The 18,741-nt window shown below is 39.2% G+C and carries 17 protein-coding genes; 8 read left to right on the forward strand and 9 right to left on the reverse strand.

The window, feature by feature from the left end; all coding sequences use genetic code 11:
• Nucleotides 1-160: 160 nt before the first annotated feature.
• Nucleotides 161-919, forward strand: a complete 759-nt coding sequence (locus FXN70_RS09570) for an IS5 family transposase (protein ID WP_324647241.1) — start codon at nucleotides 161-163, stop codon at nucleotides 917-919.
• 85 nt (nucleotides 920-1,004) lie between these two features.
• Here the strand turns inward: FXN70_RS09570 and FXN70_RS09575 are convergent, their stop codons facing one another.
• Genes FXN70_RS09575 through FXN70_RS09585 form a run of 3 tightly spaced genes read right to left on the reverse strand, consistent with a single transcriptional unit; the run spans nucleotide 1,005 to nucleotide 5,271 of the window.
• Nucleotides 1,005-1,928, reverse strand: a complete 924-nt coding sequence (locus FXN70_RS09575; protein WP_324647242.1) for an AEC family transporter — start codon at nucleotides 1,926-1,928, stop codon at nucleotides 1,005-1,007.
• Nucleotides 1,929-1,980: 52 nt separating this feature from the next.
• Complete coding sequence (locus FXN70_RS09580) at nucleotides 1,981-3,093, reverse strand: NADH:flavin oxidoreductase/NADH oxidase (protein WP_324647243.1); 1,113 nt, start codon at nucleotides 3,091-3,093, stop codon at nucleotides 1,981-1,983.
• Between the two features lie 12 nt (nucleotides 3,094-3,105).
• Complete coding sequence (locus FXN70_RS09585) at nucleotides 3,106-5,271, reverse strand: TonB-dependent receptor family protein (protein ID WP_420714401.1); 2,166 nt, start codon at nucleotides 5,269-5,271, stop codon at nucleotides 3,106-3,108.
• 219 nt (nucleotides 5,272-5,490) lie between these two features.
• Here FXN70_RS09585 and mutM point away from each other — a divergent pair, with 219 nt between their 5' ends.
• Both mutM and FXN70_RS09595 read left to right on the forward strand, forming a co-directional pair.
• Nucleotides 5,491-6,315 (forward strand): bifunctional DNA-formamidopyrimidine glycosylase/DNA-(apurinic or apyrimidinic site) lyase, encoded by an 825-nt coding sequence (mutM, locus tag FXN70_RS09590; protein ID WP_324647244.1) that lies wholly within the window; start codon nucleotides 5,491-5,493, stop codon nucleotides 6,313-6,315.
• 3 nt (nucleotides 6,316-6,318) lie between these two features.
• A complete protein-coding gene (locus tag FXN70_RS09595) occupies nucleotides 6,319-6,603 on the forward strand; it encodes a peptidylprolyl isomerase (RefSeq protein WP_324647245.1) in 285 nt (94 codons plus the stop codon).
• Between the two features lie 56 nt (nucleotides 6,604-6,659).
• Here FXN70_RS09595 and FXN70_RS09600 read toward each other — a convergent pair whose 3' ends face one another.
• The 3 genes from FXN70_RS09600 to typA all read right to left on the reverse strand — a co-directional run bounded on the left by FXN70_RS09600 (nucleotide 6,660) and on the right by typA (nucleotide 9,651).
• Nucleotides 6,660-7,007 (reverse strand): gamma-glutamylcyclotransferase family protein, encoded by a 348-nt coding sequence (locus FXN70_RS09600; RefSeq protein ID WP_324647246.1) that lies wholly within the window; start codon nucleotides 7,005-7,007, stop codon nucleotides 6,660-6,662.
• Between the two features lie 132 nt (nucleotides 7,008-7,139).
• Nucleotides 7,140-7,580, reverse strand: a complete 441-nt coding sequence (gene mscL / locus FXN70_RS09605) for a large conductance mechanosensitive channel protein MscL (RefSeq protein WP_324647247.1) — start codon at nucleotides 7,578-7,580, stop codon at nucleotides 7,140-7,142.
• 235 nt (nucleotides 7,581-7,815) lie between these two features.
• The gene (gene typA, locus FXN70_RS09610; RefSeq protein WP_324647248.1) at nucleotides 7,816-9,651 is read right to left on the reverse strand and encodes a translational GTPase TypA; all 1,836 of its coding nucleotides are present in this window, start codon (nucleotides 9,649-9,651) and stop codon (nucleotides 7,816-7,818) included.
• A 171-nt stretch (nucleotides 9,652-9,822) separates the two neighbouring features.
• Here typA and FXN70_RS09615 point away from each other — a divergent pair, with 171 nt between their 5' ends.
• From FXN70_RS09615 to FXN70_RS09630, 4 genes are all read left to right on the forward strand, one after another.
• On the forward strand, nucleotides 9,823-11,196 hold the full coding sequence (locus tag FXN70_RS09615) for a nucleobase:cation symporter-2 family protein (protein WP_324647249.1): 1,374 nt from the start codon (nucleotides 9,823-9,825) through the stop codon (nucleotides 11,194-11,196).
• A gap of 59 nt (nucleotides 11,197-11,255) precedes the next feature.
• Nucleotides 11,256-12,275 (forward strand): class I SAM-dependent methyltransferase, encoded by a 1,020-nt coding sequence (locus FXN70_RS09620; RefSeq protein WP_324647250.1) that lies wholly within the window; start codon nucleotides 11,256-11,258, stop codon nucleotides 12,273-12,275.
• A 15-nt stretch (nucleotides 12,276-12,290) separates the two neighbouring features.
• Nucleotides 12,291-13,754 carry an amino acid permease gene (locus FXN70_RS09625; protein ID WP_324647251.1) on the forward strand — a complete coding sequence of 488 codons (1,464 nt, stop codon included), beginning with the start codon at nucleotides 12,291-12,293 and terminating at the stop codon, nucleotides 13,752-13,754.
• Nucleotides 13,755-13,944: 190 nt separating this feature from the next.
• Nucleotides 13,945-14,358: a surface-adhesin E family protein gene (locus FXN70_RS09630; RefSeq protein ID WP_324647252.1), complete on the forward strand. Its 414-nt coding sequence runs from the start codon at nucleotides 13,945-13,947 to the stop codon at nucleotides 14,356-14,358.
• Nucleotides 14,359-14,490: 132 nt separating this feature from the next.
• Here FXN70_RS09630 and omp38 read toward each other — a convergent pair whose 3' ends face one another.
• A complete protein-coding gene (gene omp38, locus FXN70_RS09635) occupies nucleotides 14,491-15,567 on the reverse strand; it encodes an outer membrane protein Omp38 (RefSeq protein ID WP_324647253.1) in 1,077 nt (358 codons plus the stop codon).
• Between the two features lie 358 nt (nucleotides 15,568-15,925).
• Between omp38 and FXN70_RS09640 the strand changes: the two genes are divergently transcribed.
• The gene (locus FXN70_RS09640; RefSeq protein WP_324647254.1) at nucleotides 15,926-16,450 is read left to right on the forward strand and encodes a GspH/FimT family pseudopilin; all 525 of its coding nucleotides are present in this window, start codon (nucleotides 15,926-15,928) and stop codon (nucleotides 16,448-16,450) included.
• Between the two features lie 61 nt (nucleotides 16,451-16,511).
• Here the strand turns inward: FXN70_RS09640 and FXN70_RS09645 are convergent, their stop codons facing one another.
• Together FXN70_RS09645 and FXN70_RS09650 are read right to left on the reverse strand one after the other, a co-directional pair.
• Complete coding sequence (locus tag FXN70_RS09645) at nucleotides 16,512-16,997, reverse strand: DUF934 domain-containing protein (protein ID WP_324647255.1); 486 nt, start codon at nucleotides 16,995-16,997, stop codon at nucleotides 16,512-16,514.
• On the reverse strand, nucleotides 16,990-18,633 hold the full coding sequence (locus FXN70_RS09650; protein ID WP_324647256.1) for a nitrite/sulfite reductase: 1,644 nt from the start codon (nucleotides 18,631-18,633) through the stop codon (nucleotides 16,990-16,992). The genes FXN70_RS09645 and FXN70_RS09650 overlap by 8 nt, the downstream gene beginning before the upstream one ends.
• Nucleotides 18,634-18,741 lie beyond the last annotated feature (108 nt).

Consider the following 18,741-nt stretch of genomic DNA (forward strand, 5'->3'; position numbering starts at 1 on the left):
ATCATGATCATTTAGCGAAAATGAGGGCAAGACATAAACTCTCCCGCATATTTTCAGTTTAATCCATTTAAGGTAAAGAGTAGAGTCTGTTGACAATTTCTGTTCAAAAAAATAGCGAAGTCGTAAAATCAAATCGCCAAACCCAATTTTACTATTCGCTATGCCTCGTACCATGCTGAAAGATCAACACTGGTCTAAGTTAGTCGCTATTTTCCGCAATTTTAGGATTTATCTCAAACAAAATTTGAGAAATTTCATGGAAGCAATTCTTTATCGGATTCGGACAGGATGTCCATGGAGAGACTTGCCTAAAGAATTCGGAAATTCCAACTCAGTATTTAAAAAATATAGTCGATGGTCTAAAAATAAGAAATTCATGCAAATATTTGAGTTAATTCGCTATGATTCTGATACAGAATGGATTTTTATTGATGGAAGTCATGTTCGTGCACATCAACATTCAGCGGGAATTAAGCATCAAGCTATTTCTAAAAGTATTGGAGGAAATAGTTCTAAAATTCACTTAGCTGTTGATGCACATGGCAATCCCATCGAAATCATTATTTCAGATGGAACGACTCATGACGCTAAGATTGCTCCTGATCTGATTTCCAAATTAGATTTAGCAGAAACAGAGGTTGTATGTGCGGATAAAGGATATGATTCTGAATCTATACGTGAACAGATTAGAACCACTGAGACGAAGGCGAATATACCCAGAAGATCCAACACACAATCCAATAATGATCACATGAACTGGCATTTATATAAAATCAGACACTTAGTTGAAAATATGTTTTGTCGATTGAAGCAATTTAGGGGCATTGCGACTCGTTTTGATAAGCTCAAGCGCAATTATGAAAGTGCAGTTTTCTTGGCTTGTATTTACATTTGGCTACCGCTATATGGACATCATTAGGTGGAAATTCATGTATATTCACATGTGGTTAAATTACCACCTAATAATGTCAACACACCCTAGTCAGATCAGCATTGTGATGAATTTACCACCACAAAACAATCAGTAAACTTGTCCCGATAAACCCTAAAATTGTGCTTAGCATTAAGGCAGTCAATGCTTGTTTTTCTAAGCCATATATTTGCCCTAAAATACCAAAAACAATCGGCATTGGTAATGCTGCAATCAATGTACCTGCATGTTTCATTTCATCAGGCACATTAGGTAATAGGCTAAATAAACCAAACATCAGTAAAGGCATCAGCACAACATTCGATAGTACAATCAACGTCACTTGAAAATTAATGGTTTTAAAGCCTAGTCCCACTAAACTACCACCAATTACGAACAATGCCAAAGGTGAAGCAGTTTGACCTATATTTTTCAAAACCTGATCGATGAATACAGGTAATTTAATGCCAAATAAAATACAGAGAAATGCGGCCAAAATTGCAACCACCAATGGTGTTTTAATTAAATTAAGTACGGTTTTTTTCAACATTAACACAGTATTTTGTTGCCCGTGTAGTCCTGCTTCTGCCAAGAGCAGCACCATGGTAATCATCACTAAATTTTCAATCATGAGTGTTAAAGACAAATAAACAACCGCATGACCTGCAATAAGCAAAGGTAAAATAGCAGAGCCAATTAGTCCTGTATTTGACATCGATGCACCCATTGCTAAAACCGCAGATTGGGTCAAATTATTTTTAAAATAATAGCGATGCAGCAAATAAGCGGAACCAAAGAGCAGCAAAGAACCACCCATATAAGCAATCACATAACTTGGCAACCAAATATCGTTGAAACTTTTATCCGCAAGTGCATGTAGAATATATGCGGGCAAGGCAATTCTAATAACAAAAACACCAAGCGTCTTGATTTGTTCCGCCGTCAAAAGTTCAAGCCGAACACAGATATATCCCAATAACATGCACAGTAAAATCGGCACCAAGATACTAAGTAGCAAAATCACCTCAGAAAAAAAGCATTTAAAAAATTTAAATGCTTTTATTAATCAATTAAAACGGTTGTAAGAGTTGTGAATAGCCATGCGGCTGACAACGCAAATACTGCGGCGCAACTTTAATTGAAGCCCCTAAAGTCGCAGCAGCATGCCACGGCCAACGTGGGTCATACAAAATAGCACGTGCAATCGCAATCGCATCGGCGTGTTCACCACGCACAATCATTTCAGCTTGCTGTGCATCGGTAATTAAACCAACAGCAATCACAGGAGTTTTCACTTTGGCTTTTATCGCTTCAGCAAACCTTACTTGATAATTGGGTTCAATCTCAATATTTTGTTTGGTGTGTAAACCACCACTTGAAACATGAATATAGGCCACGCCCAATTTTTCTAATTGCTGTGCCAACAAAATACTCGATGCAAGATCCCAACTTGGCTCAGCTTGATATTCCATCCAATCAGTTGCCGAAATTCGAACACCTATAGGGTAACCTTGTGGCACGGCTTGTTGAATTGCTTGGGTAATTTCTAGTGTGAGACGGATCCGATTGTCAAAACTGCCGCCATACTCATCTTCACGCAAATTACTTAAAGGCGATAAAAACTGATGCAGTAAATAGCCATGTGCAGCATGAATTTCAATCAGATCAAAGCCTGCATCTACCGCACGAAGAGCAGCAGATACAAAATCTTGTTTAATGTGTTCAATTTCATCAAGACTTAAAGCTTGCGGTAGTCGGTCTTTTTCGTGAAATGCTAAAGCACTCGGCGCAACCGTTTGCCAGCCTTTGGCTGCATCAGTCATTTGACCACCACCATCCCAAGGTTTGTGGGTTGAAGCTTTACGTCCCGCATGTGCCAACTGCACGGCAAAAGGCATAGGTGATAATACTTTTACTTTAGACAGTAATGCTTTCATTTGATCGCGCTGCGTATCATTCCACAGCCCTAAATCGGCAGCAGAAATTCGACCTTCTGCTTGAACAGCCGCGGCTTCAACAATACACAAACCCGCACCTGAAAGCGCATAACTTGCCCATTGTTGCTCATGCCAATAACTGATTTCACCCTGTTTGGTTGCAGAATATTGACACATTGGGGCAATAATAATTTTATTGTTTAGTTCCAGCTCGCCAAATTGTATTGACTGAAATAATTTTGACATTCATCACCTCAATTAAAATTGCTTGGTTAGACTCAAACCTGCACTCCAATTACGTCCTTCGGCAGGTTCGTAATAGCGCCCAACCTGTACACCATTCACTGGAACAGGTGCAACATTTATAATGGTTGAACCAACATATTGCTTATCAAATAAATTATCGACTCTCGCATAAGTGCTTAATGCCCAGTCCTTTAATTTCCAACTGTATCCAATATTTAAAGCAGTGACGGTATAACTTGGCGCAGCTTCGGAGTTAGCATCATTAACATAAACTTTATCCATATAATGCACATCTACACCACCGAACAGACCTTGTTCAGACTGCCAATTTAAACCTACATAGGCTTGATTTTGTGCAACTCCAGGAATTTTATTGCCACTTCGAATCACATTCTTGTTATAGTCTTGTACATCTGAAGCAAATTTCGCATCTAAGAAACTATAACTGGCTTGGGCCGTTAAATCTCTCCACAACTTTTTATTCCAAGACAGTTCTACGCCATTACGTGTTGTTTTATCTATATTATGAAATACACTACGCCCAGCATCACTATAGAAACTAACAATATCATTTTGTGTTTGACTATTAAAAACCGCAACGGTAAATACACCATATACGTTTTGTGACTTCAAACCAATCTCATAATTATCACTTGTTGCAGGCTTTAAGCTTTGATTGATGCCATTAGTAATTTGTGGACTACCTAAACCTGTATCTAAGCTATATGAAGTTTCAGTAAATGTTGGTGTTTCAAAACCTTTACTATAACTCATATATGCTAAAAGTTTAGGCTGAATCTGCCAACTCATTGCAATAGAAGGTAATACTTTATCTGCACTCTTTTTAGTTTGTACATTCGCATTCAAATGGTTTTCTGACTGATAATGCACATTACTATAACGGATACCTGTATCAATTCGCCACGTTGGTAAAAATTGCCATGAGGCTTGTAAATATGGATCAACACTCCATAAGGTATTGTTTTCATCACGGCGTAAATCACCTTTTATACCGTAAGCCGTTGGATTGTTTAAACTATCTACATTCAAATAACCTTTGCGATCTTCATTCATTCTATCAAGTGCAAGCCCTGCACTAATTGTTGTGTTTGGTAAGAATTCTTTTCCTGTCCAACGTAAATCTAAGCCATAATAGTTACGATCAAAATCGATTACACCGCCTGCATTATTTGGATTTTTTTGTGTTACAAAAGGTATCCCTTGATACTGTGTGACTTGACGATTCCCAACATACGCCATCGCATACAGTTCATTTTGGTCATTCATTGGTTTTGACCAAGTGACACCAGTTTGGGTTTGTTGTATTTCTTTACGTACACGGTAAAGATTGACATTAGCTTGGACTTGCTTTGGATTTTGTAAATATTCTTGCTTACTTAAACCTTGCGGATCATCCGCATTGATTTTCACATAATTGGTTACCCAATTAATTTTAGAACCATCCGTTAAGTTCCATGTCAATTTGGCATTATTCAACACTTTATTGGCTGCACTATGGTCACGATAACCATTGGTGTCAAAATAAGATGAACTCACAACATAACTCGGCTCATTATCTTGCTTCGCACCACCTTGCAAAATAAGTGAACTGCTGCTGCGTTGATCACTACCACCGCCATAACGTAATGTGATTGAATCAGGGCCTTGTCCTTCTTTAGTGCTTGCCAGCACAACCCCGCCCGATGAATTACCATACAACGTCGAAAATGGCCCTGTCAGCACTTCTAAGTGATCTAAACTTTGTAAGTCAATATTTGACGTTTGTCCTTGACCATCTGGCATAGTGGCAGGAATACCATCCACATATAACCGAATACCGCGCACGCCAAAGGTCGAACGTGCACCGAAACCACGCATCGATAATTGTAAATCTTGGGCATAATTTTCACGATTATTTAACTGAATACTCGGTACACCCTGTAGAACCTCAGTTAAATTTACGCCTAGATTATTTTGTTGCTTAGGAGCATCTACCCGAAAAACCGATGCAGGTGTTTGTAAATATGACGTGTCGGTATGTGTTGCTTCAACTTTAATAACCGCCAATTGTGCGGTATTTAATTGCGTCTCATCTTGGGCATACAATTGCTGCATCACACAACAAGACAACAATAAAATGGTAGTTTTAGGAAATTGTAAACTTGTATACGGATACATTATTTTGGCTACCTAAGATTAGGAAAAAGAAATATTTTTCATTCATTATGTGATATCAACATCATTCAAAAATAAACCTGAACTCAAAATATCAATAAAAGGATTTAACCATTGTAAGATGCTAAAAAATTAACTCAAGCATTGTTACATCTAAAAATCAGGCTATTTCATTGTGTTGTATTTGCCTTACAATAGCCTTTTCCCCAATTGTTCGATTTTATGCCTGAATTACCTGAAGTTGAAACAACCAAAGCCAGCTTAGCGCCGTTATTAGAACAAACGGTGCAAGCGGTCTGCGTTAGAAACGACCGCCTAAGATGGCCAATTCCTGCGGATATTTCAATACTAAAAGGGCAAAAACTTTTAGGGCTTACGCGGCGTTCCAAATATATTATTGCCGAATTTGAACAGCACAGCATGTTATGGCACTTGGGAATGTCTGGCAGCTTTCGGCTGTGTAAGCCTGAAGATGAACTACGTAAACATGATCATTTAATGATTCGATTTAATACTAGTCTCGAACTCCGTTATCACGATCCACGACGTTTCGGCTGTATTGTTTGGCTAAATGATACCACTCAACAAAAACTACTAGATCCTCTTGGGCCTGAGCCTTTAACTGCGAATTTCGATGCCAACTATTTATACCAAACCCTTAAAAATAAAAAAGTTGGCATAAAAATTGCCCTTATGGATAATCATGTAGTGGTAGGTGTAGGCAATATCTATGCAACTGAAAGCCTGTTTAATTTACGCATTCACCCTGCGCAACCAGCAAATACGCTCAACCTTAAACAAGTTCAACGATTGGTAATTGAGATTAAACGCATCTTACAACAAGCCATTACACTTGGTGGCTCTACGCTTCGTGACTATAGTAATGCGATGGGAGAAAATGGTTATTTCCAACAAACATTATTGGCGTATGGGCGCGCGGGTGAAATGTGTGTCAACTGCGAAACAATCTTAGAAAACATTAAATTGGGACAACGTGCCAGTGTCTTTTGCCCACACTGTCAACCGCTCAAAATTATCAAGGAATAAATCATGCAAACTGCAATTGTGCGACATATTTTAGTCAAAAATAAAGAGCTAGCCGAACAACTGAAAAAAAAGATTCATGACGGTGCAGATTTCACTAAAATTGCCAAACAGCACTCCACCTGTAACTCAGCAAAACGTGGTGGTGAGCTTGGTGAAGTCAAAAAAGGGCAATTGGTCAGCGTGATTGATAAATTGGTGTTTAGTGCAGCCGAACGTGTCTTACATGGACCAATTAAAAGCCAATTTGGTTTTCATTTAATTGAAATTAAATTTCGGATGATGCACTAATTTGTGCTTCGACTTCACTTATTCAAACGTATATCTTTAAAATGCAAAACAGCTTATTAACCTTCTGACTGCTTTGCATTTGGGTTCATGACATATACCCAAGCTTGGATGCTCTCACCTGTTTCAAGTTCAACTACAGTTTTCACACGTTGATATTGAAACCCCTCGAACTCATCTAACATTTCCAAATTTTCAGCCAAAGCATCGCTACTCAAGACCATACCTTCAATTTTTGGTGACAAAGAATCTAAAACCAATGCAGGTAAGCCGACATCAGGCCCCCAATCTAGTGTATGCACCACCCCATTCACATAACCTGTTTGCCACGTCCCTTCCACTTTTTCTAAAACATGTGCATTCGGCTGATGTGGGCGTAATGTGCCATAAGCAAATAATCGGTTCATATTACCGTTCCCCTTTTAAGTTTCATGAGTGTACATTTTGCAACTCAAAATTTATAGCATCAGACAATATATAAAAGACAACACATAAAAAACGGCACGTCATGCGTACCGCTCTAAGTTTAAAAGCAAAATTTACGCTTGTGGGCGTTTCTTTAATTCATCACGAATTTCACGTAATAACGCAATATCTTCTGGCGTTGGTGCTGGAGCAGCAGGTGCTTCTTCTTGTTTACGGCGCATACGATTAATCAATTTCACCATAATAAAGACTACCCAAGCCAAAATAATAAAATTAATTAAAATGGTTAGGAAGTTACCATAAGTTAAAACATTCACCCCTGCTTTTTGCAGTTCACTTAGCGACTGTAAATTATTCGGATTCTGCCCAAGGACAATAAATTTTTGGGTAAAGTCAACGCCACCGCCTGTAATGGCGGTAATTAAAGGCATAATAACGTCTTTAACCAATGAGTCTACAATTTTACCAAATGCACCGCCAATAATGACACCAACAGCCAAGTCAATCATATTGCCTTTAACTGCGAATTCACGAAACTCTTTTAAGATACTCATATCAATACTCCAACTGGATCTGTGATATTGTTAATTACATAATAAATATGAAGGCTTTCTGAAATAATTTTACCTTTTAATTTAATATTTTCTCTAGAAAAAGAAAGATATATCACACTTAAACAACATAAATATGAAAATATTACCAAAAACCCATACATCACATTAAAAGTTTCCAATAAAAAACCGCTAAATAAATTTAGCGGTTTTTTTCAATTCAACTGATAACAGTGAATTATTTATCGCGGTTACGTTTACGTTCATTTTCAGTTAAATAACGCTTACGAATACGGATTGATTTAGGTGTTACTTCAACCAACTCATCATCTTCAATGAATTCAAGCGCTTGTTCAAGCGTATATTCAATTGCAGGTGTTAAAGTTAAAGCATCATCTGTACCAGACGCACGAACGTTGGTTAACTGTTTTGCTTTAGTTGGGTTAACCACCATGTCGTCAGAACGTGAGTTAATCCCCACGATCATGCCTTCATAGACTTCTAACTGTGGTTTAGCAAACAAACGACCACGGTCTTGTAAGCTGAACAATGCATAGCCCAAGCAAGTCCCTTGAACCATTGAAATTAATACACCGTTTTGACGCTTCGCAACAGTACCTTGTTTCACAGGACCGTAATGCGAGAAGCTTGATGTCATAATCCCTGTACCAGAAGTCATGGTTAAGAACTCTGAACGGAAACCAATCAAACCACGTGAAGGAACAGTTGCTTCAATACGGATACGGCCTTTACCGTCAACTTCCATATTGGTCATGTCGCCTTTACGGTGACCCATTTGTTCCATTACCGCACCTTGATGTTGTTCTTCAACGTCAAAAGTTACGTTTTCGTATGGCTCTTGTTTTTCACCATCAATTTCTTTGATGATTACTTGTGGACGTGAAACGCCCATTTCGAAGCCTTCACGGCGCATGTTTTCAATTAACACTGAAAGGTGAAGTTCACCACGACCAGACACTTTGAAACGGTCTGGACTATCAGTATCTTCAACACGTAATGCAACATTGTGAATCAATTCACGGTCAAGACGTTCACGAATGTTACGTGAAGTCACGAATTTACCTTCTTTACCCGCAAACGGTGAGTTGTTGACTTGGAATGTCATCGAAACTGTAGGTTCATCTACAGACAATGGCGGCAACGCTTCAACATTTTTCGGATCACAAATCGTGTCAGAAATATTCAGTGCATCGATACCTGTAATACATACGATATCACCCGCAGATGCTGAATCAACATCTACACGCTCTAAACCGTGGTAACCCATAATTTTTAAGATACGACCGTTACGGGTTTTACCTTCTTTATCAATCACAGTAACAGGTGTGTTTAAGCCAACTGAACCACGTTGAATACGACCAACACCGATTACACCCACGAAACTATTATAGTCAAGTGATGAAATTTGCATTTGGAATGGACCATCAACGTCAACTGCTGGTGGTTCAACGATGTCTACAATTGTTTGGAACAATGGCGTCATGTCTTCTGCTAATTCTTCTGGAGAAGGACCCGCAACACCACGTAAGCCTGAAGCATAAACCACTGGGAAGTCTAACTGTTCGTCAGTACCACCAAGGTTATCGAACAAATCGAATACTTGGTCAATTACCCAGTCTGGACGCGCGCTAGGCTTGTCAACTTTGTTAATAATAACGATTGGCTTCAAACCACGTGCGAACGCTTTTTGCGTTACGAAACGTGTTTGTGGCATTGGACCTTCTTGTGAGTCTACAAGAAGAAGTACACAGTCAACCATCGACATTACACGTTCAACTTCACCACCAAAGTCGGCGTGTCCTGGGGTGTCGACGATGTTAATACGGTATTCTGTATTGGTACGTGCATCTAACCATTTAATTGCAGTGTTCTTTGCAAGAATGGTAATACCACGTTCGCTTTCAAGCGCATTCGAGTCCATGACACGCTCAATCTCGCCTGCACGATCGCCAAGTGCACCTGATTGTTGTAAAAGTTTGTCTACAAGAGTGGTTTTACCGTGGTCAACGTGCGCAATGATGGCAATGTTGCGGAGAGTTTTAATATCTGACATGTAAATTCGATACGCTTTAAATTTGAGGGCAAATTATACTAAAAAAACTCCTCAAAGAGTAGTGACACTTGTCAGAGTGCATGCTTTTTTTTAAAACTACACTGCTTTTTGTTTTATAAAGCCAAATAACTCGATTAGAATACCGCCACCTTTGCCGATTTTCCTGCCGACATGTCGAATTTATCTCCCACCACCAACAAATCAGAAACAAATTCAGATTTAGTCCTTGGTTTAGATGATAAACCCCAACCGCTGCATGCTTTACTTGCGGCATTTCAACATTTGCTCGCCATTTTAGTTCCCATTTTAACCCCAGGTTTACTCATTTGTGGTGCACTAAAAGTCCCTGCACATGAAACCACCATGATTCTTTCCATGTCTTTGGTGATTTCAGGGATTGCAACTTTTATTCAAAGTAAAAAGATTGGCCCTTTGGGTGCAGGCTTACTGATTGTACAAGGCACAAGTTTTAACTTTATTGCCCCAATTATGACCATTGGCAGTTTGATGATTGCACAAGGCACGCCATATCAACAAGTCATGGCAGCTATTTTTGGTGTAGTCATTGCCGGTGCATTCATTGAAATGGGCGTATCACGCATTTTACCATGGGTGAAAAAACTGATTACTCCGTTGGTCACTGGCATTGTGGTACTGATGATTGGTCTAACTTTAATTAAAGAAGGACTGATTAGCATGGGCGGCGGTTATGGTGCAATGGCAGATGGTAGCTTTGCCAGTACCGATAATTTAATTCTGTCTGGGTTGGTGTTGGGCTTAATTATTTTACTCAATCGTATCTCAATTATATGGATTAAAAGTTCCGCGATTTTAATTGCCCTAGTGATTGGATACATTGTTGCAGGGCTGATGGGACACTTAAATTTCAGCGCCTATCAACAAGCGCCTATTTTTCAGCTTCCAACCCCATTACATTTTGGCATTAGCTTTAATTGGTCACTATTTTTACCACTGGCGTTTATTTATTTGGTGACATCGTTAGAAGCAATTGGTGACATTACCGCAACCAGTAAAATTTCTAAACAGCCTGTTTCTGGCCCAATTTGGATGCAACGCATTAAAGGTGGCGTGTTGGTAAACGGTGCCAATTCTTTACTTGCAGGTTTATTCAACACGTTCCCAAGTTCAGTTTTCGCCCAAAATAACGGTATTATTCAACTGACCGGTGTGGCAAGCCGTTATGTCGGGATGTGGATTGCAGCATTACTGGTCTTATTCGGCTTATTTCCTAAAATTGCAGGACTCATTCAAGCCGTTCCACAAGCAGTGTTGGGTGGTGCAGTGATGGTGATGTTTGGTGCGGTTGCAGCATCAGGCATTAATATCTTAGCAGGAATTAAACTTGACCGCCGTGCACTACTCATTATTGCTATTTCTTTGGCTTTAGGCTTAGGTATTGCACAGGTCCCTGAATTTTTGAAGCATATGCCTGAATTACTTCAACATATTTTAAGCTCAGGTGTAGCAACAGGCGGCATTAGCGCTTTAATTTTAAATATTGTCTTACCTGAACAGCAAGACTAATCCTTATTTTTATTTTTGCCCAGTGCTGCACTGGGCATTGTTGTTTTTAAAGGTCGCTTATGGATCCTCGAAGTGAAGTTATTCTACGCCAACAAGACTATTTAAAGGGGCAAGTTTTACTGATCAATGCCCCTGCTGATGGCTTAATTGCAGAATTCCCTACAACCGTTCAAGGTACGACAATTTGGACATGGAATTTTGCAACTCATAAAATCCAACAGCAACAAAATTTGAATAGCCACTTCGGTACAATGTTACCAACGGGCGAGTTCGATCAAGTCGTCATTTACATTCCGAAATCCAAAGAATTACTCAATTATGTTCTGTACCAAATTGCAAGCCATCTTCCAATAGGTACACTGGTATTACTGGTGGGTGAGAAAAAAGGCGGCATTGAAGGCGCGGCTAAGCAAACGCTGAAGTACGGTAAAGCCATGAAATTAGACAGTGCTCGACATTGCCAATTGTGGTGCTATCGTTTAGAAGCAACAATGCCTGTTAAACCATTAGAATCTTGGTTAAAATCTTATTCATTACAAAGCCAAAATCTTCAATTAGAAATCTTTGCATTACCTGGCGTATTTAGCCAAGAACGACTCGATATTGGCACAGCCGTACTTCTCCCCTACCTGTCACAGGTAAAATCAGGTAAACTCGCCGACTTTGGTTGCGGTGCAGGAATTATCAGTTGTGCTTTAGCAAAAGCCAATCCAAACAATACCATCTATGCGCTAGATGTGGATGCCTTTGCGCTTCAATCAACTGAAATTAGCAGTCAACGTAATGGACTCACTGCTCAAATCCAAACTTTAGCTGTAACAGGGATTAATGATGCACCGACTGCACTCGATGCCCTGATCAGCAATCCACCATTTCATCAAGGCATTCATACCGATTATCAGGTCAGTGAAAATTTATGTCGCAGCAGCAAACAATATTTAGCTGCCTCAGGTGAACTTTGGATTGTGGCAAACCGTTTTTTAAATTATCCCACTTTAATTGAACAGCATTTCGGACACTGTACCGTCAAAGCAGATCAACAAGGCTTTAAAGTGTTACATGCCTGTGCAAAACAGTAACAAAAAGGAATCTAGATGAGTGACTCAAATCAAACAGAGCATTTACAACGAAGGCTAGGTGCTCGCCATCTAAATATGATTGCCATTGGCGGCTCAATTGGCACAGGCTTATTTTTAGCATCCGGCTCAACCATTGCCACCGCTGGCCCTGGTGGTGCGCTGCTTGCCTACGCTTTAATTGGCATTATGATTTATTTCTTAATGACCAGTTTGGGCGAGCTTGCCACACATAATCCAACTTCAGGTGCATTTTTTACTTATGGTAATAAATATGTCGAAGAAGGTTTTGGTTTTGCTTTAGGTTGGAACTACTGGTACAACTGGGCGATTACGGTCGCGTTTGAATTAGTCGCCGCACAGTGGATTATGGGCTTTTGGTTCCCAGAAATCCCTGGATTTTGGTGGAGTGGTTTATTCCTCGTTATCATTTTTGCAATTAACTCGATGTCGGTCAAAGGCTTTGGTGAAAGTGAGTTTTTATTTTCACTGATTAAAGTTCTTGCGATTATTACCTTTATTGTGATTGGTCTTGCAAGTATTGTAAAAATCATGCTCACACCGAATGTGCATGCTTTTGCCAACTGGACCTATAAAGATGCACCATTCGTGGGCGGCTTCCAAGCGATGATTGGCGTTGCAATGATTGCAGGTTTCTCGTTTCAAGGCACTGAAATGGTTGGCGTTGCAGCGGGTGAATCTAAAGATCCCAAAAAAACCATTCCTTTGGCAATTAAACAAATTTTTTGGCGCATCTTACTGTTTTATATCGTATGTATCTTCATCATTGGCACATTGGTTAGCTATGACGATCCACATCTCATTCAAGCCTCGACGAGCAATAACATTGCTTTATCTCCATTCACTTTGCTGTATGAAAAAGTTGGCTTAGCTTTTGCTGCAAGCTTAATGAATGTGGTGATTTTAACTGCAATTTTATCTGCGGGTAACTCAGGCATGTATTCTTCTACCCGCATGCTTTGGGATATGGCCAAAGAAGGACGCGCACCACGCTGGTTCTCACAACTCGACAAACGTGGCGTACCCATGCGCGCGCTTTATGCAACTACAGCGATTGCGGCTTTATCCTTACTCACAAGTTTTGTTGGAAAACAGGAAATTTATAACTGGTTACTCAACATGTCAGGCATGTGTGGCTTTATTGTATGGCTCGGCATTGCAATTTCACATTATCGTTTCCGCAAAGGCTATATTACTCAGGGTCATAAGCTAGAAGATTTATCTTATCGTGCTAAATTTTTCCCTTTTGCACCATGGTTTGCTTTTATTTTATGTACCATCATTATGTTGGGACAAAATTACCAAGCCTTACTTGGCCCCAAAATCGATTGGCTAGGTTTATTGGCAACCTATATCACCCTGCCACTCTTTTTAATCATTTGGCTCGGTTATAAATGGAAATATAAAACCAAGCTCATTCCATATGAAAAAATGGATGTTAGCCCTTTAAAAGATGACTAAAAAACTCAATCATTAAAGCGCAATTTCAATTGCGCTTTTTTATATCTCATACCTAAAATACAATCTTAAATTTCACGACAACCAGCCCTAGACTTTTTAATGCTATCTTGGGTAGCACAACATCATTTATTCCTATGTCGTTTCATGACTACGGCTGCTATAATTAAACAGCCAAAAAAAGGGGGTAAAAATGTTCAAAAAATTAGTAACTTGCTTCACGGGTTTCATTATTTATAATAATACTTTTGCAGCAGAATGGAAGTTGCTAACTTATAATGATGACTACTTCATTTATGTAGATAAGACATCAATCAAAGCTCACCTAGATTCTAGCACCTTAGATTTCTGGTATAAATTTACAGCACGTAAAAATATCATTGAAGAAAAAACATATACAGGAGATTACGGTTTATCTTATCAAACACTTAATTGCCATGATAAAACAATCGCAACAAAATCTTATGTAACTTATCAAACCAATGGAATGGTCAAAGAATCTGAATCGAGCAACACCCCATCTTTTTCACCTATCGTTCCTGAATCTATAGGTGAAGCATTCCTAGATTTATGCACAATAGAATTACGATCCAAAGCAGGACTCTAAGAAACCTAACTCAGAAAACCGCTAGATTAGAATTTCTTTTGTTTGCCAATACACCTCATTTTCCACAAAATTTTTAATAGATGTAAAAAAGCGGCTCTTATGAGCCGCTTTTTACACATCAGCGATCAATCATTATTGCGCTGCTGCTGGTTGAGCTAGAACTGTGCGGCTACCAGAAATTGTAGCAAATACGCGACGGTTCATTGCACGACCTTCTTTAGTTTTGTTGTCAGCAATTGGTTGATCCCACGCGAAGCCTTGAGTAGACAAACGTGATGCATCAACATTGTACTCACTTACAAGTGCAGATTTAACAGAGTTAGCACGAGCCAAAGATAAACGTTCGTTTAACTTACGTGGACCAGTGTTATCTGTGTGACCTTCAATACGTGCTGTTGCATTTGGATATTCAGCTAATTTCTCAGCAACTTTTGCAATTTCAGGCTTGTACTGTGCTTTGATGTTTGATTTGTTAGTATCAAAGAACACACGAAGTTCCATGTTCAAATCTTCAGTCAACTCTTGTGGTTGAGGCTGAGGTTGAACTACTGGTGCAGGTTCAACTGGCTGAACATCAACAACCGGTGCAGCAGGTTTTAAGTGACCACCGATGACAACGTTTAAGCCTGCAAGTGCTGTATAATTCCAAAATTGCTCATCAAAGTTATATGTACCACGCGCTTCTGTACGAAGAGACAAAGCATCGTTTAAGCGCCAGAATACACCAACACCAGCATTCGCTAATGTACCTTGCTCAGTGTTACCACGGTAACCACGATCTACACCATCAAATTTATATTTGTAGTGACCAGCACCACCTAAGATATAAGGCTTGATTTTGCTGTCATAATTTTTAGTGATCAAGTCAGAAGTAACATAGAAGTTACCATTGATTTGTTGTTGCTTGTATTCAGCACCACCAGTAACTTGATTACCACCTTTTGCATCAACATCACCCTTCACTTGAAGATATTCAGCTTCAAAACCCAACCAAGGTGTTAATTCAACACCAAGTGCTGCACCAACAGCTAAATCGTTTTGAGCTTCACCTTGGCCTAACTGAGAAGACAAAAGGTGTGTTTGGCCATTATTATGTTTGCTGTCTTGGAAAGTGTAACCAAGCAACAATGGAGTTACGGTAACACCTGCATTTGCAACAAATGGAGATGCTGCAAGTACTGTAGCAAGAGCAATACGACTTAATTTCATGGATATCCTCCAAAGATAACAATTTGTTTTTAAGCGGCGCTTAAAATTTTTGTCAGTTTACTGAGATAATTAATCTATCTCAGTTTGTTCTTTTCAGCTCATCATTTTGCCTGAATCAATCACAAGAAACAACAACTCAAGTCACTGATAAATCTAAGTAAGCGAATTATTGACAAAAATTCTTACAAATTCCGTTGTAATTTGGTAATTTTTCACTCAATTTGTACAGAACAATGGCCTATTTATATATTCACTGATTGTTTAATAACAAACTAGTCTTTTTTGTAATTTTGCTTATTTAAAATTTCAATTGACCCATCTATAATGCTTAAAAAACACCCAAAAAAGATAATCCCCCATGATAATAAAAAAACAGAAAGGCTTAACATTAGTTGAGTTAACCGTTTACACAGCTCTATTGGCTATTGTGTATTTTATCGCTATTCCACATTATCATAATTTTAAAGCCAAAAAAGAAGCCCAAGCTATTCCACATATCTTGCATCAGCACCTAATCCAAGCCAAACAACTGGCATTCATCCATCGCAATAACCTAGTCATTTGTCCAAGCTTAGATTTAGAGCATTGCACAACCGATCAATGGCATTCAGGCTTTATTCTATTTTTAGACCAGAATCAGAACAAAAAACGTGATTCAAATGAAGTAATTTTAAATACCTATCAAACTAATCTTAAATATGGCACGTTACTATGGAAAGGAAGCCTGAACTTTCAAGCAGTTACATTTCAGGGAGATACAGGGTTACCTCGTGGTTCGATTGGTAGTTTTTATTATTGCTCGTCCCAACTTGACCTTCAACATCGTATTGTTTTGAATATGGTCGGCACAATCCGAACAGAGAGTCAAAACAATAAATGCTAGATTTCAAAATAAAAACCTCGCTTAAAGCAAGGTCTTTATTCGATAAAAAACTTGAAACTGCTTATCGACTCGTTTGATAACCGGCGATTGGATTGGCTGTCGAAATTTGATATGGATTAACAAAATCATTCAAGCCTGCTGCAGCTTCATGAATATCCTTACCCTCTTTAATCACAAAACTATCAAAGCCTGAACGTTTTAGATAATTCAAGACATCCTTGAAGATATCCCCCACCGCACGTAATTCACCCTTAAAACCTTGACGACGTAATAATGCTGCAAACGAATAGCCACGACCATCGTTAAAGCCTGCAAACTCAATCAAAATGGTGTCAAGTTCAGTCAATGGAAACTCATTCACTTCAGGTGAGCTATCTACCGTAACCAATAAAGCTTTTTTACCTGAAATTTTTGTAAGATGTTCAAGTTGATCGGCTTGGAGCACAACATCACCATTTGGCACGCTACCATCTTCAGCAATCATCTGATAGCTATTGTCTGCGATCGTGCCATCTTTATAAAGTACGGCCAAAGATGTATTAAGCATATGCACGCTCCTTAAATGGGGTAATCCCAACACGGCGATAGGTTTCAATGAATTCTTCACCTTCTTGACGCAAATCAAGATAGGTATTCAAAATTTCATCTACTACATCTGGCACAGCATCGGCAGCAAAAGATGGTCCTAAAATATCGCCAATTGAAGCATCATGGTTGGCATTTCCGCCCAAAGTAATTTGGTAGAATTCTGCGCCTTTTTTATCAACTCCTAAAATCCCAATATTCCCAACATGATGATGCCCACACGCATTCATACAGCCTGAAATATTTAAATCTAGACGACCTAAATTATAAATTGTGTCGAGATCATCAAAACGGCGAGAAATTGCTTCTGAAATTGGAATCGACTTTGCATTGGCAAGCGAGCAGTAATCACCACCTGGGCAGCAAATAATATCGGTAAGAAAACCAATATGCGCACGTGCCATATTTTCTTGCTCTAAAGCTTGCCACAAGCTAAACAAATCTTTTTGTGGAACATCTGCAAGAGAGATATTTTGCTCGTGTGTGGTACGTAATTCACCAAAAGTGTATTTGTCCGCCAAGTCTGCAATAAAGTGCATTTCTTTGGTGGTCATATCGCCCGGTGCAACACCAGCACGCTTTAAGCTAATCGTAACAATGCGATAGCCTGATACTTTATGCGCATGTGTATTTACATTAAACCATTGCTTGAATTTTGGATGCTGTTGGAACAATGCAGTGAAATCTTCATCAGCCAAATTTTGGTATTCAAATGGCGTAAACACATAATCCATTTTTTGTAACAGTTCAGGCTGCACTTGTAAATTTTGGCGTGTATATGCAAATTCAGCTTCGACTTTCTCAGCAAATACCGCAGGTGTCATAGCTTTAACTAAAATCTTAATTCGCGCTTTGTATTTATTGTCACGACGACCATGCAAGTTATACACACGCAATACTGCTTCTAAATAAGCAATTAAGTCTTCACGCGGCAAAAACTCACGAATAATGCTACCAATAACAGGAGTACGACCTAAACCGCCCCCCACTTTAATTTTATAACCCACTTCGCCTTGTTCATTTTTGACGATATACACACCAATATCATGAAAAGAAGTCGCAGCGCGGTCTGTTTCTTCTAAAGCAGAAACCGCAATTTTGAACTTACGCGGCAAGAAAGCAAATTCAGGATGAAAGGTACTCCATTGACGAATCAACTCACAGGTTGGACGTGGATCGGCAATTTCACCTGCAACCACACCTGCATATTGGTCGGTAGTGGTATTACGAATACAGTTTCCTGATGTCTGAATGGCATGCATCTGCACTGTTGCCAGTTCAGCTAAAATTTCAGGCACATCTTCTAGCGCCGGCCAATTGAGCTGAATATTTTGACGAGTTGAAACATGGACATAACCACGGTCATATTCCGTTGCAATATCTGCAATTTTACGTAACTGCTTGGTATTCATTAAACCATATGGCACAGCAATTCTTAGCATTGGCGCATAACGCTGTACATAAAGCCCATTTTGCAAACGTAACGGACGATACTCATCCTCGGTTAAAGTTCCCGCAAGGTAGCGTTCGGTTTGGTCACGGAATTGTGCAACTCGTTCATTCACCAGTTGTTGATCGTAATCAGTATACAAATACATGGCTTTCAGCTAGTAAGTTCAATATGACAGCTATAGCATAAAGGGCTTTAATTCATCAACAAAATGCTTTTTTTACATATTTAATAGCGGTTTTATTGATAAAGCACT

Source organism: Acinetobacter sp. MD2 (assembly GCF_035615575.1).
Lineage (GTDB): Bacteria > Pseudomonadota > Gammaproteobacteria > Pseudomonadales > Moraxellaceae > Acinetobacter.

What these genes read in the sequence shown, in the direction of transcription:
- FXN70_RS09570 (WP_324647241.1), top strand. Translation starts at nt 161, where the DNA reads ATGCCTCGTACCATGCTGAAAGATCAACACTGGTCTAAGTTAGTCGCT.
- FXN70_RS09580 (WP_324647243.1), bottom strand. Translation starts at nt 3,093, where the DNA reads ATGTCAAAATTATTTCAGTCAATACAATTTGGCGAGCTGGAACTAAAC.
- FXN70_RS09585 (WP_420714401.1), bottom strand. Translation starts at nt 5,271, where the DNA reads ATGTATCCGTATACAAGTTTACAATTTCCTAAAACTACCATTTTATTG.
- mutM (WP_324647244.1), top strand. Translation starts at nt 5,491, where the DNA reads ATGCCTGAATTACCTGAAGTTGAAACAACCAAAGCCAGCTTAGCGCCG.
- FXN70_RS09595 (WP_324647245.1), top strand. Translation starts at nt 6,319, where the DNA reads ATGCAAACTGCAATTGTGCGACATATTTTAGTCAAAAATAAAGAGCTA.
- FXN70_RS09600 (WP_324647246.1), bottom strand. Translation starts at nt 7,007, where the DNA reads ATGAACCGATTATTTGCTTATGGCACATTACGCCCACATCAGCCGAAT.
- mscL (WP_324647247.1), bottom strand. Translation starts at nt 7,580, where the DNA reads ATGAGTATCTTAAAAGAGTTTCGTGAATTCGCAGTTAAAGGCAATATG.
- typA (WP_324647248.1), bottom strand. Translation starts at nt 9,651, where the DNA reads ATGTCAGATATTAAAACTCTCCGCAACATTGCCATCATTGCGCACGTT.
- FXN70_RS09615 (WP_324647249.1), top strand. Translation starts at nt 9,823, where the DNA reads ATGTCGAATTTATCTCCCACCACCAACAAATCAGAAACAAATTCAGAT.
- FXN70_RS09620 (WP_324647250.1), top strand. Translation starts at nt 11,256, where the DNA reads ATGGATCCTCGAAGTGAAGTTATTCTACGCCAACAAGACTATTTAAAG.
- FXN70_RS09625 (WP_324647251.1), top strand. Translation starts at nt 12,291, where the DNA reads ATGAGTGACTCAAATCAAACAGAGCATTTACAACGAAGGCTAGGTGCT.
- FXN70_RS09630 (WP_324647252.1), top strand. Translation starts at nt 13,945, where the DNA reads ATGTTCAAAAAATTAGTAACTTGCTTCACGGGTTTCATTATTTATAAT.
- omp38 (WP_324647253.1), bottom strand. Translation starts at nt 15,567, where the DNA reads ATGAAATTAAGTCGTATTGCTCTTGCTACAGTACTTGCAGCATCTCCA.
- FXN70_RS09640 (WP_324647254.1), top strand. Translation starts at nt 15,926, where the DNA reads ATGATAATAAAAAAACAGAAAGGCTTAACATTAGTTGAGTTAACCGTT.
- FXN70_RS09645 (WP_324647255.1), bottom strand. Translation starts at nt 16,997, where the DNA reads ATGCTTAATACATCTTTGGCCGTACTTTATAAAGATGGCACGATCGCA.
- FXN70_RS09650 (WP_324647256.1), bottom strand. Translation starts at nt 18,633, where the DNA reads ATGTATTTGTATACTGATTACGATCAACAACTGGTGAATGAACGAGTT.